Genomic DNA, 12,795 nt, shown 5'->3' with positions numbered 1-12,795 from the left:
TGCAAGAATATTTCGCGGCCAGCCACCATGTTCACCGCTCCGCGTCCAGTCTCGACCGCACGGCAGGCCCGATCGGCCGCGTGGGTCCGCCCGCAGGGGGATGCCAGCGGCCGCGACCCCAAATTGCGCGCTTAATCCCCCGCCTCGCCCGCGCGCTTTTTATGTCCCTTTTGATGCAGTGATGCGGTCCGCCTCAAACCGGGCTAGAACCTGCGCTCCAGCTGAATCTCAAGCGATACGCTCGTGATGCGATCTGATGCAGCTACGGTGCCGCTGGCGCACCGCCGGTGGCAATTTTTAAATTTCGACCTGGCGCCCCCTGGGCGGCCCCGGTGGCGCGCAGCGACACCGGCCCCCGACGTGTGTTGAGGGCGCTTGATTGCCTGATTGAGCGACGATGGTGGTGGGTTCATCAAATTGACGTCTGGCGAAGCCAGTCCTTTAGTATCTTTAAATATCTTTCCTAGGACAGTGCACATTGTGAGTGCCCGCGTTAGCTGCCTTGTCGAGCGCGCGGCCGAGAGCCTCCAACCGTTCATTTAGCTGACGCGATCCGGCCTTGCCGCGACGATCTTCCGCTTCGATTCTTGATCGGAACTCAGGATGCCAAATGGGATTGTCAACGGGGCGCACGCCTTCGCCATAGTTGGTTATTGTCTTTGGCGGTTGCTGTCCCTTTTTTGCGAAGTGGCGTTTGACCGCCTCGCGCCACCGTTGCTTGACGCGGCTAGGTAGCGATCGAATTTCGAAAAAGAAGGCGTTCGAAATCTGCTCGCGTTGCGGTCCCTTCTGGCCGGCCGTGTCGGCCTGGGCAGTGCGGCGCACCCAACGAAGACCGAGCCATCTGACAAATCGATAGCAGGCTTTTATAGCAGTGTTTCGATGGCATCCGGCTTTAGCCGCTATCTCTGCGTAGGAAGGGTCGAGCCGTCCCGTTTTGAAATCCAGGCGCTTGAGCAAAGTTAGTAGAATGCGACGATCGCCATCCTGCAATCGATCCTTACCCTTGTATCCTTTGATCCGTTGCTGCTGCAGCGTCTCATCGAAAGCTTGCATCATCGCGCCGATGAGCGACCAACCTTGTTCCTTGCTACCATCGCCCACGCGACGAAAAACCTGTGCGCGCCGGTCTGCTTGATCATAGCTCCAGCGGCGGGGCGGCTTTTCTTGACTTGCACTCTCTTTACGTTCGAGGAAACCGAACGCGAGTTCACCGAAAGCGCGCGCGGTCATATCCGCTTGCCTCGGAAATCAGGAAGGAAGAGATGTTGTGTCTTGCGTCCGTCGAGCACATCATGCCCCTTGGTAGCGCAAAGTTCAGGGTGGTATCATTTCGTTGGCCGCGATAGATTGATGCGATGACAGAGATTGGCGCTGGAGTGGATGAAACCGGCAGATTGCTGCGCGATGAGGCCGGCTTTCTGCTCCAGCGCGACCTGGGCGGCAGTTATCGCCTGGTCCTGCTGCGCGTGCCCGTCGATCATGTCGAAAAACGGGTGCGGGTGCAGGGCTATTATGCCGGAGACGGCATTGTCGAGGCGGAGGGCGTAGCGGCCGCCTGAACGCTGGCTCTCCCCCTTGCCAAAAGCGCGCGGACGCGCGAACCATTGCCTCCATGCGCAAGATTCTATCCCTGATGCTCGCCGTCGCCGCCCCAGTGCTGGCGCAGGCGCAAACGCCCCATGAACAATTGGCCAAGGTCATAGATGACCATTGGTCCTGGTATCTTTCGACCCATCCGGTCGAGGCCACAACGCGGGGCGTGCGCGATTATGACGACCGCATCTATGACATATCGCTGGGCGCGCGGGATGCGCAGATCAAGGCGGAGCGGGGGTTTGCCGCCCGATTGCAGACGCTGTCGGCCGATGTGCTCGACCCGGCGGACCGGGTGAATCGCGATGTGCTGTTGTGGATGTTGCGCGACGATATTGATGGCGACGCGCATCCCGCCGAGCGGTTGATGCTCTTCACCACCTATTATGGCTGGCATCAGGGCTTTTCCGGCATGGCGGACGGCCTGCCTTTCTATAATCGCGCCGATTATGACAGCTATCTGACGCGGCTGGCGCTTTACCCCCGGCAGAATGGCGACGCGCTGGCGATCACGCGGCAGGCGATCAAGAGCGGTTATGTCCAGCCCTGTTCGGTGCTGCAAAATTATGCGAGGACGATCAGCGGCATTGTGGCGGGCAAGCCGGAAGAGACGCGCTTCTACGAACCGTTCGCGCGCGCCAGACCGCGCGATATCAGCGATGCCGACTGGAGCGCGATGCAGGCACGCGCCGTTACGCTGATCCGCGACGTGCTGACGCCCGAATATCGCAAATGGCACGACCTGTTCGTGGCGGACTATCTGCCCCATTGCCGCAAGAGCGACAGCGCGTCGTCGCTGCCGGGCGGGGCGGCCTGGTATGCCAGCCGGGTCAAGGCGCATACCACCACGGACCTGACGCCCGGCCAGATTCACACGATCGGCTTGGAAGAGGTCGCCCGTATCGGCAAGCGGATGGACGCCATAGCGGCCAAGGCCGGCTATCCCAGCCGCGCGGCCTATATCGCGCATCTGCGCACCGACCCCAGCTATTATGCGAAAACGCCGGAGGAATTGCTGCGCGTCGCGGCGCGGCAGGCCAAGGCGATCGACGGCCTGCTGCCGCGCTATTTCGGCACGCTGCCGCGACTTCCCTATGGCCTGAAAGCTATCCCGGCGGCCGAGGCGGAGGGAACGACGACGGCCTATTATATGCCCGGCGCGCCGGAAAGCGGGATATCCGGCACCTATTTCGTCAATAGCTCCAAGCTCGACCAGCGGCCTTATTGGGAGTTGCCCGCGCTGACCGCGCATGAAGCGGTGCCGGGCCACCATAACCAGATCGCGCTGCAACAGGAATTGCCGCTGCCGCCGTTCCGCAAATATCTGGCGGGGTTCACCGCCTATGTTGAGGGCTGGGCGCTCTATACCGAATATCTGGGGGAAGAGATGGGGCTGTACGACACGCCCGAAAAGATGATGGGGCGGCTGTCCTACGAAATGTGGCGCGCCTGCCGACTGGTGGTGGACACCGGCATCCATGCCAAGGGATGGGACAAGGGCAGGGCGGTCGCCTTCATGAAGACCAACAGCGCGCTGTCCGACGCGAATATCGATGCGGAAGTGAACCGCTATATCAGCTGGCCGGGTCAGGCGCTGGGCTATAAGCTGGGGGAGATCAAGATCCGGGCGTTGCGCGCAAAGGCGGAGGCGACGCTGGGGCCGAAATTCGACCTGCGCCGATTCCATGACGCGGTGCTGGCGCAGGGAGCCGTGCCGCTGACCGTGCTGGACAGCCAGATGGACAGTTGGATCGCGGCGGAGAAGGCCAAGGGATAGCCATCATCCTTAAGTCCATTCTTTACTCAGAGTAATAGCAAAAGTCGCAGTTTCCGGCCAATTGGTATAGATGGCGGCATCATTTTGCTGCGCCGCGGCGACTTGCCAATGCGCGTCTCTTGCCGTACCGGAACCGCGTCAGCTCCCAGACCGGGCATAAAGATCGGCAAGTGGCGCTGCGCGTCGAGTCCGTACACTTTATGACGTTGGGAACGAGATGAGCATTTACCTGGATTATCTGGCCGAAATCGACAGCCGAAAGACTCAGGGACTCGCGCCCAAGCCGATCGACGATGGTGCACTGGTCGCTGAGATCATCACCCTGATCCGGGATGCGGGCAGCGAACATCGCGCCGACGCGCTGAAATTCTTCATCTACAACACGCTGCCGGGCACCACGAGCGCTGCGGCGGTCAAGGCGGCGTTCCTGAAGCAGATCATCCAGGGTCAGGCGATCGTCCCGGAAATCACGGTGGCCTTCGCGTTCGAACTGCTCAGCCACATGAAGGGCGGCCCTTCGATCGCCGTGCTGCTGGACATCGCGCTGGGCGATGACGCCAAGCTTGCAGGTCAGGCCGGCGACGTCCTCAAGACCCAGTTCTTCCTCTACGATGCCGACATGTTCCGCCTGCGTGACGCCCATGCGGCGGGCAACGCCGTGGCGACGGGCGTGCTGGAAAGCTACGTCAAGGCCGAATTCTTCACCAAGCTGCCGGAGGTCGAGGACGAGATCGAGGTCGTCACCTATATTGCGGGCGAAGGCGATATTTCCACCGACCTCCTCTCGCCGGGCAACCAGGCGCATTCGCGCTCCGACCGCGAACTGCATGGCCTGTGCATGATGACGCCGCAGGCGCAGCAGGAAATCGTGGCGCTCAAGGCGCAGCACCCGGACAAGCGCGTGATGCTGATCGCAGAAAAGGGCACGATGGGCGTAGGTTCGTCGCGCATGTCGGGCGTCAACAATGTGGCGCTGTGGACCGGCAAACAGTCCAGCCCCTATGTGCCCTTCGTCAACTACGCCCCGGTCGTCGGCGGCACCAACGGCATTTCGCCGATCTTCGCGACCACCGTGGACGTGACCGGCGGCATCGGCATCAACCTGAAAAACTGGGTCAAGATGACCGGCCCGGATGGCAAGCCGATCCTGAACAATGACGGCAATCCGGTGCTGGAGGAGAAATTCTCGGTCGCGACCGGCACCGTGCTCAAGATCGACGTGAAGAACAAGAAGCTGACGGACGAGGCCGGCAACGAACTGGTCGATGTCGCCGCCGCCTTCACGCCGCAGAAGATGGAATTCATGAAGGCGGGCAGCAGCTACGCCATCGTGTTCGGCAAGAAGCTCCAGACGTTCGCCGCCGAAACGCTGGGCGTGGAAGCGCCGCTGGTGTTCGCGCCGAACAAGGAAATCACGGTCGAGGGTCAGGGCCTGACCGCCGTAGAGAAGATTTTCAACCGCAACGCCGTCGGCGTGACGCCCGGCAAGGTGCTGCACGCGGGGTCGGACGTGCGCGTGAAGGTGAACATCGTGGGGTCGCAGGACACGACCGGCCTGATGACCGCGCAGGAACTGGAAGCGATGGCGGCGACCGTCATTTCGCCGCTGGTCGATGGCGCCTATCAGTCGGGCTGTCATACGGCATCGGTGTGGGACAAGAAGGCGCAGGCCAACATCCCCAAGCTAATGAGCTTCATGAACAATTTCGGCCTCATCACCGCGCGCGACCCCAAGGGCGTCTATCATGCGATGACGGACGTGATCCACAAGGTACTGAACGACATCACCGTGGACGATTGGGCGATCATCATCGGCGGCGACAGCCACACCCGCATGTCGAAGGGCGTGGCGTTCGGCGCGGACTCCGGCACGGTTGCATTGGCGCTGGCCACGGGCGAGGCGACCATGCCGATCCCGCAATCGGTGAAAGTCACGTTCAAGGGCAAGATGCAGCCCTATATGGATTTCCGTGACGTCGTCCACGCGACCCAGGCGCAGATGCTGGCGCAGTCTGGCGGCGAAAATGTGTTCCAGGGCCGCATCATCGAAGTGCATATCGGCACGCTGCTGGCGGATCAGGCCTTCACCTTCACCGACTGGACGGCCGAGATGAAGGCCAAGGCGTCGATCTGCATTTCGGAAGACGCAACGCTGATCGAGTCGCTGGAAATCGCCAAGTCGCGCATCCAGATCATGATCGACAAGGGCATGGAAAATGCCGCCGGCACGTTGCGCGGCCTGATCGCCCTGGCGGACAAGCGCATCGCGGAAATCCGTTCGGGCGAAAAGCCCGCGCTGACGCCGGACGCCAACGCCAAATATTTCGCCGAAATCGTGGTCGATCTCGACCTGATCGACGAGCCGATGATCGCCGACCCGGACGTCAACAATGCCGACGTGTCCAAGCGCTACACCCACGACACCATCCGGCCTGTTTCCTACTATGGCGGCACAAAGAAAGTCGATCTGGGCTTCATCGGGTCGTGCATGGTGCACAAGGGCGACATGAAGATACTGGCCCAGATGCTCAAGAATATCGAGGCGAGCGAAGGCAAGGTCGAGTTCAAGGCGCCGCTGGTCGTCGCCCCGCCGACCTATAATATCGTCGACGAGCTGAAGGCCGAGGGCGATTGGGACGTGCTGAAGAAATATGCCGGGTTCGAGTTTGATGACGTGGCGCCCAAGAATGTGGCCCGCACCAGTTACGAGAATATGCTGTATCTGGAGCGTCCCGGCTGCAACCTGTGCATGGGCAATCAGGAAAAGGCCGCCAAGGGGGACACCGTCCTCGCCACCTCGACCCGCTTGTTCCAGGGCCGTGTCGTGGAGGATACGGACGAGAAGAAGGGGGAATCGCTGCTGGCGTCGACCCCGGTCGTGGTGCTGTCGACCATACTGGGCCGCACGCCCAATATGGACGAATATAAGAGCGCGGTCGTCGGCATCGACCTGACCAAGTTCGCGCCGTCTGTGGCGCACTGATCCAGGGGACTATTGTCCTTTGTAAGTAATGCCGCCGCCGCGTTCGTCCCATTGGGAAATGCGGCGGCGGCATTGCCGTTTATGGCAGTTCTTAGAACGGAAGACCGGATTCGTTCGAAACGAACGGAGAGGGGTTGAATGGGTATGGTCGGTCTGACCCAGCCTCAGGACCAGCCGCCCATCCACCCGCGATGTTGCGATGCGGCGAGCGGCAGCGGCGTTTCGCATCGCGCGCATTCCGCCACCACCCGGCCCACGATCCACTGGTTGCCGCCGCAGTCGGGACAGGGGATTGCCCGTCCCTCACGATATTGCGGATTGATAGCAGATATCCTGGTTTCGACGGGCGAAAGATGTGCTTCCATGACTGTTTCCCCTTTCTGCGCCACCAACGCTTCAATGTGCGAAACATATCCCTACATAAGGGGTTCAGGCTGCGGCGCCATTTGACTTGAACCCCTCAAATGTTATGGCACCGCAGCATCGGGACATACCGGCTTCGACCATGGGTTGGGGCGCATCCCTGCCACCTTGCCGTGCGGTTTATGATCGCCGTTCTGCGAGCTTCTGGTGGAAACGCGCCATCCTCTGGCCGAGGCCATGCGAGGAGACGCACATCTTATGACCGCCATCGGACAGGACACTCTGGGCACGCGCGACATGTTGAACGTGGGCGGCACGGACATTGCCTATTATTCATTGAAGAAGGCCGCGGCGAAGCTGGGCGACGTGTCGCATTTGCCTTTTTCGATGAAGGTGCTTCTGGAAAATCTGCTCCGTTTTGAAGATGGCGTGACGGTGACGGTGGAAGACATCCAGGCGATCGTCGATTGGCAGCAGGACCGGGGCAAGGCGCAGCGCGAAATCCAGTATCGCCCCGCGCGCGTGCTGCTGCAGGATTTCACCGGCGTGCCCTGCGTGGTCGATCTGGCCGCGATGCGCGACGCGATGAACGCGCTGGGCGCCGACGCGACCAAGATCAACCCGCAGGTGCCCGTCCACCTTGTCATCGACCACAGCGTCATGGTCGACGAGTTCGGCACGCCCAAGGCGTTCGAACAGAATGTGGAAATCGAATATCAGCGTAATATGGAACGCTACGACTTCCTGAAATGGGGCAGCAAGTCCCTGGCCAATTTCTATGCCGTGCCGCCGGGCACCGGCATCTGCCATCAGGTCAATCTGGAGAATATCGCGCAGGCGGTGTGGTCATCGGTGGATACGGACGGGATCACCGTCGCCTATCCCGACACCTGCGTGGGCACCGACAGCCATACCACGATGGTCAACGGCCTGGGCGTGCTGGGTTGGGGCGTGGGCGGGATCGAGGCGGAAGCGGCGATGCTGGGCCAGCCGGTTTCCATGTTGATCCCAGAAGTCGTCGGCTTCAAGTTCACCGGCAATCTGACGGAAGGCGTCACCGCGACCGACCTCGTGCTGACCTGCACCCAGATGCTGCGCGCGCGCGGCGTGGTGGGGCGCTTCGTCGAATATTTCGGTCCCGGTCTCGCCACCCTGTCGCTGGCCGACCGTGCGACGCTGGCCAATATGGCGCCCGAATATGGCGCAACCTGCGGCTTCTTCGGCATCGATGACAAGACGCTGGACTATATGCGCCTGACGGGCCGCACTGACGACAATATCGCGCTGGTCGAAGCCTATGCCAAGGAACAGGGCTTCTGGATCGACCCCGCGATCGAGCCGGTCTTCACCGACACGCTGGAACTGGACCTGTCCACCGTCGTCCCCAGCCTGGCCGGTCCCAAGCGCCCGCAGGACCGCGTCGCCCTGCCGGACGTCGATGACGTGTTCAACGCGGATCTGGTCAATACCTACAAGAAGGCGCAGCAGCGCGTGACCGTAGCGGGCGAGGATTTCGACATTGGCGACGGCGACGTCACCATCGCCGCGATCACCAGTTGCACCAACACGTCGAACCCCAGCGTCATGGTCGCGGCCGGCCTGGTCGCCAAGAAGGCGAACGAACTGGGCCTCAAGCCCAAGCCCTGGGTCAAGACGTCGCTGGCGCCCGGCAGCCAGGTCGTCACCGACTATTTCAACAAGGCGGGGCTTCAGGAACATCTGGACGCGATCGGCTTCAACCTGGTCGGCTATGGCTGCACCACCTGCATCGGCAACTCCGGCCCGCTGGCGCCCGCGATCAGCGCGGCGATTAACGACAATGGCCTGGTCGCCGCCGCCGTCATTTCCGGAAACCGCAACTTCGAAGGCCGTGTGTCGCCTGACGTGCGCGCGAACTTCCTGGCCAGCCCGCCGCTGGTCGTCGCCTATGCGCTCAAAGGCACGGTGATCGAAGACTTCATCACCACGCCGATCGGCGTCAGCACGACGGGTGACGACGTCTATCTCAAAGATATCTGGCCGACCAATGACGAAGTCGCCACGACCATGGCCGGGTGCATGGATCGCGCCATGTTTCAGGCGCGCTACGCCAATGTCTATAAGGGCGACGCGCATTGGCAGGCGATCGACGTGACGGGGTCGGACACCTACAGCTGGCGTGCGGGTTCCACCTATGTCGCCAACCCGCCCTATTTCGAGGGGCTGAGCATGACCCCGGCGCCGGTCACCGACATCATCGAGGCCAGGCCACTGGCGATCTTCGGCGATTCGATCACGACCGACCATATTTCGCCGGCCGGGTCGATCAAGGCGTCCTCGCCCGCGGGCCAATGGCTGAGCGAGCATCAGGTCGCGCAGGCCGACTATAACAGCTATGGTTCGCGTCGTGGCCATCATGAAGTGATGATGCGCGGCACCTTCGCCAATATCCGCATCAAGAATCTGATGCTGGACGGGGTGGAAGGCGGCATGACCCGCTATGACGGCGAAACCATGCCGATCTATGACGCGGCCATGAAGCACAAGGCCGACGGCACGCCGCTGGTGGTGATCGGCGGCAAGGAATATGGCACGGGATCGTCGCGCGACTGGGCGGCCAAGGGCACCAACCTGCTGGGCGTCCGATCGGTCATCGTCGAGAGTTTCGAGCGTATTCACCGCTCCAACCTGGTCGGCATGGGCGTGCTGCCGCTCCAGTTCAAGGATGGCGAGAGCAAGGACACGCATGGTTTTACCGGCGACGAGACATTCACGATCCAGAATGTCGCGGGTTTGAAGCCCCGGCAGGATGTGGACGTGATCGTGAAGCGGGCCGACGGATCGACCTTCACCTTCACGGCGCTGTGCCGGATCGACACGATCAACGAGCTGGAATATTTCCTGAACGGCGGCATCCTGCAATATGTGCTGCGCAAGCTGGCGGCTTGATCGGTTGCGCCGATGACCTGAACAAAGGGTATTCTCTGGAGGGAAAAGCCCTTTGTTCATGCGTTCAGGGTAAAAGCGCCGCCGGCACCCGACCAATCATAATTTTGTCATGACCGTCTGAAAGCCATGAGGCTGACCCGAAGGAGATGGCGCGTGAAGATGAGCATCGCAATTGTCATGTTGCTGGCGGGGACGAACGTGCAGGCGCAGGAGGCCGATGCGCCGGCGGCGAGGGATTTCGGCGCATATGGCCGTGACGCCGCCGAAGATAGCATGATCGATTTTGCGCGGTGCGTGGTGCGCGGGTCGCCGCGGACGGCGGCGGATGCACTGGCGACGCGCCCCGGAACGCGGGAAGAAACAGCCCGTTTCAACGCTATCGCTAAAAGTCGTAAGGGATGTCTGAGGCACGGAAAGCTGCGCATGAAGGGCAATTGGATGCGCGGCGCGTTGGCCGAACAGCTTTATCTTAACCGCTTTGCAACGCCGCCAGTGGAACCCGCCCGCCCGGACGCGCCTGCGCCTGTCGTGGCGGAAGGGACCAGCGCCTATCAAGCCTATGCGGATTGCGCCGTCGCGCGCAACGCGCCGGCGATCGATACGCTGATGCGCAGCAAGGCGGGAAGCGGGGAGGAACGCCTTGCTTATGGTCAGGCTATGCCGGCGCTTTCTTCCTGCCTGGCGGGGGGAGAAAATACCCGCTTAAAAATAGATCGCGCCGTGTTGCGCGGCTATCTGGCGGAAGCATTGCTTGATTTTCGCAAAAGGCCGCCGGGCTAATTAAGTGAAGCCAAGTCGCCACTGACGCGGATTGCTGCCCGATCGACCAAAGCTCGTCCGATGCGCCGATGAAAGCATTTACTGCGTCTATGGGCGCATCGACGGCGGACGGCTCCCTGTCGGAGCACGGATTCGGCGAACTGATTGGTTAAATCACGGCTGCTGCGCGCGGCCAAGCCGATAGCCGCAATTTTCCACGCCCAAGAAAGGCTGGGCTGGCGTCGCGCGCCGATGCTGGTTAGCACAAGGGATAATGAAAAGAGCATTGATCGTCCGACATGTGCCGCGCGAAGGCGCCGCAGGCTATTTGCAGCCGATCGAGGCGGCCGGCTATCATATCGACCGGATCGATGTCGCCAGCCCCGATTTCGCGGGCGTGGACCTGTGCGATCCCGACTTGCTGATCATGATGGGCGGGCCAATGGGCGTGTATGAAACGGACATCCACCCCTGGATATCGACGCAGATCGAGAAGCTGGCGTCGCGGCTGGCGGCCGATCGGCCGACGCTGGGCGTGTGTCTGGGCAGTCAGATGATTGCGGCGGCGCTGGGCGCGCCTGTTTATCCCGGCGGGCATATGGAATTGGGCTTTGCGCCGGTCAGCGTGAACGGGGCGGGCATGGCGTCGCCGCTGCGCCATTTGATCGATGTGCCGGTGTTGCATTGGCACAGCGACACGTTCGATCTGCCCGACAATGTCGATTTGCTGGCATCAACGCCCAAATATGCGCATCAGGCGTTCCGGCGCGGGTCCAATCTGCTGGCGCTGCAATTTCATGCGGAGATGGGCGAAGACCCGCGGTTCGAGGATTGGCTGACCCATTTTTGGGCCGACTTGGACGTGGCGCAGCAATGCGGTATCGCGTTGCGGGAGGATCACGACCTGCATGGCCCGATCGCGGTAGCCGCGGGCAGGGCAATGATCGGCGAATGGCTGGCGGGAACGAGACTTTAGTTGCGGCTTGATCTTGCCGCGGCCTCTCTATTAACTCCTACAAATGAAGAAGATGACAGTGGAAACGAGCCGCCGCGATCTGTTCGCGGCCGGCATGGCGGGGATGGCGGCGGTTAGCGTCGCGCGGGCGGCGGATGCTGCCGAGCCGGGCAAGGCGGTGCTGGCGCCCCGGCCGCCGATGGGATGGAATAGCTGGAACAGCTTCGCCACGACCATCACCGAGCGCCAAGCGCGCGAGACGGCCGCCATCATGGCGGAAAAGCTGCTGCCGTTCGGCTATGATATCTTCACCGTCGATATCCAATGGTATGAGCCGGAAGCGTCGAGCTATACTTATAATGCCACGCCCAAGCCGGCGATGGACGCTTATGGCCGGATGATCCCGGCGCCAAATCGGTTTCCGTCGAGCGCGGGCGGCAAGGGCTTCGCGCCGCTGGCCAAGGCGGTCCATGCGCTTGGCCTAAAGTTCGGCATCCATGTAATGCGGGGCATCCCGCGGGCGGCGGTGGACGCGAACCTGCCGATTCTGGGGACGCGCTATCGCGCGAGGGATGTGGCCGACATAGCAAGCATCTGTTCCTGGAACCCCGATATGTATGGCGTCGACATGACGCGGCCGGGCGCGCAGGCCTATTATGACAGTATCTTTCGCCTCTATGCCGACTGGGGCGTGGATTTCGTCAAGATGGACGATATGAGCCGGCCCTATGACGCCCATGCGCCGGAGATCGAAGCGGCGCACAAGGCGATCATGGCGACGGGGTGGCCGATCATGTTGAGCCTGTCGCCAGGTGAAACGCCGGTGATCCGCGGCGATCATGTCCGCAAATATGCGCAGATGTGGCGCATCTCCGACGATTTCTGGGATGATTGGGCGATGCTGGAGGCGCAGTTCACACGGCTGGAGAATTGGACGCCCTGGCGCGGGCCGGGGTCATGGCCCGACGCCGACATGCTACCGCTGGGGCGGCTGGCGCTGGGGGAGCGGGATGCGCGCTTCACCCCCGATGAGCAGCAGACGTTGATGACGCTATGGGCGATCGCGCGGTCGCCGCTCATCATGGGGGGCGATTTGCGGCATCTGGATGCGCCGACGCTGGCGCTGCTGACTAATGAAGAGGTGCTGGCGGTCAATCAGGCAAGCGAAGGCAATTGCCCGCATTTCGTGGCGGATGGCGTGCGCGTCTGGTCGGCGATCGCGCAGGGTGGCAAGGGCCGCTATGTCGCACTGTTCAATACCGGCGACAAGGCGCGCGAGGTCGGGATCGGGCTGCGCGATCTGGGAATTAGCGGGCCGGTCGCGGTGCGCGATTTGTGGGCGGGCAAGGCGCTGGCGCAGCAGAGGGAGCGGGTAAGCGCGATGCTGCCGCCGCACGGGGCGGGGCTCTATCGGTTGAGTTAATGACCTACCTT

Annotated in this window: 9 protein-coding genes; 7 read left to right on the top strand and 2 right to left on the bottom strand. The window is 61.9% G+C overall.

Features of this window, described 5'->3' with window-relative positions; genetic code table 11:
• Positions 1 to 450: 450 nt before the first annotated feature.
• On the bottom strand, positions 451 to 1,233 hold the full coding sequence (locus V473_RS10375; RefSeq protein ID WP_066603498.1) for a helix-turn-helix domain-containing protein: 783 nt from the start codon (positions 1,231 to 1,233) through the stop codon (positions 451 to 453).
• Between the two features lie 125 nt (positions 1,234 to 1,358).
• Here V473_RS10375 and V473_RS10370 point away from each other — a divergent pair, with 125 nt between their 5' ends.
• From V473_RS10370 to V473_RS10360, 3 genes are all read left to right on the top strand, one after another.
• Positions 1,359 to 1,562, top strand: a complete 204-nt coding sequence (locus tag V473_RS10370) for a DUF5818 domain-containing protein (RefSeq protein ID WP_066603497.1) — start codon at positions 1,359 to 1,361, stop codon at positions 1,560 to 1,562.
• 53 nt (positions 1,563 to 1,615) lie between these two features.
• Positions 1,616 to 3,373, top strand: a complete 1,758-nt coding sequence (locus tag V473_RS10365; RefSeq protein WP_066603494.1) for a DUF885 domain-containing protein — start codon at positions 1,616 to 1,618, stop codon at positions 3,371 to 3,373.
• A gap of 217 nt (positions 3,374 to 3,590) precedes the next feature.
• Positions 3,591 to 6,356: a bifunctional aconitate hydratase 2/2-methylisocitrate dehydratase gene (locus tag V473_RS10360; RefSeq protein WP_066603491.1), complete on the top strand. Its 2,766-nt coding sequence runs from the start codon at positions 3,591 to 3,593 to the stop codon at positions 6,354 to 6,356.
• A 164-nt stretch (positions 6,357 to 6,520) separates the two neighbouring features.
• Here the strand turns inward: V473_RS10360 and V473_RS10355 are convergent, their stop codons facing one another.
• Complete coding sequence (locus tag V473_RS10355) at positions 6,521 to 6,721, bottom strand: hypothetical protein (RefSeq protein ID WP_066603488.1); 201 nt, start codon at positions 6,719 to 6,721, stop codon at positions 6,521 to 6,523.
• Positions 6,722 to 6,977: 256 nt separating this feature from the next.
• Here V473_RS10355 and acnA point away from each other — a divergent pair, with 256 nt between their 5' ends.
• The 4 genes from acnA (at position 6,978) to V473_RS10335 (ending at position 12,784) form a co-directional block, all read left to right on the top strand.
• Complete coding sequence (gene acnA / locus V473_RS10350) at positions 6,978 to 9,647, top strand: aconitate hydratase AcnA (RefSeq protein WP_066603486.1); 2,670 nt, start codon at positions 6,978 to 6,980, stop codon at positions 9,645 to 9,647.
• A gap of 153 nt (positions 9,648 to 9,800) precedes the next feature.
• Positions 9,801 to 10,427, top strand: coding sequence for a hypothetical protein (locus V473_RS10345; RefSeq protein ID WP_148648357.1), 627 nt, complete (start codon positions 9,801 to 9,803; stop codon positions 10,425 to 10,427).
• Between the two features lie 253 nt (positions 10,428 to 10,680).
• The gene (locus V473_RS10340; RefSeq protein WP_066603482.1) at positions 10,681 to 11,382 is read left to right on the top strand and encodes a glutamine amidotransferase; all 702 of its coding nucleotides are present in this window, start codon (positions 10,681 to 10,683) and stop codon (positions 11,380 to 11,382) included.
• A 52-nt stretch (positions 11,383 to 11,434) separates the two neighbouring features.
• A complete protein-coding gene (locus tag V473_RS10335; protein ID WP_066605482.1) occupies positions 11,435 to 12,784 on the top strand; it encodes a glycoside hydrolase family 27 protein in 1,350 nt (449 codons plus the stop codon).
• The last annotated feature ends 11 nt before the right edge of the window (positions 12,785 to 12,795 follow it).

Origin of the sequence: Sphingobium cupriresistens LL01, assembly GCF_001046645.1 — a bacterium.
Taxonomy (GTDB): Bacteria; Pseudomonadota; Alphaproteobacteria; order Sphingomonadales; family Sphingomonadaceae; genus Sphingobium; species Sphingobium cupriresistens.
Note: the sequence above shows the minus strand (reverse complement) of the source record. Positions and strands in the feature narration are given on the sequence as shown.

Bases quoted from the DNA above. Each gene is read 5' to 3' on its own strand.
- V473_RS10375 (WP_066603498.1), bottom strand. From the start codon at position 1,233: ATGACCGCGCGCGCTTTCGGTGAACTCGCGTTCGGTTTCCTCGAACGT.
- V473_RS10370 (WP_066603497.1), top strand. From the start codon at position 1,359: ATGACAGAGATTGGCGCTGGAGTGGATGAAACCGGCAGATTGCTGCGC.
- V473_RS10365 (WP_066603494.1), top strand. From the start codon at position 1,616: ATGCGCAAGATTCTATCCCTGATGCTCGCCGTCGCCGCCCCAGTGCTG.
- V473_RS10360 (WP_066603491.1), top strand. From the start codon at position 3,591: ATGAGCATTTACCTGGATTATCTGGCCGAAATCGACAGCCGAAAGACT.
- V473_RS10355 (WP_066603488.1), bottom strand. From the start codon at position 6,721: ATGGAAGCACATCTTTCGCCCGTCGAAACCAGGATATCTGCTATCAAT.
- acnA (WP_066603486.1), top strand. From the start codon at position 6,978: ATGACCGCCATCGGACAGGACACTCTGGGCACGCGCGACATGTTGAAC.
- V473_RS10340 (WP_066603482.1), top strand. From the start codon at position 10,681: ATGAAAAGAGCATTGATCGTCCGACATGTGCCGCGCGAAGGCGCCGCA.
- V473_RS10335 (WP_066605482.1), top strand. From the start codon at position 11,435: ATGACAGTGGAAACGAGCCGCCGCGATCTGTTCGCGGCCGGCATGGCG.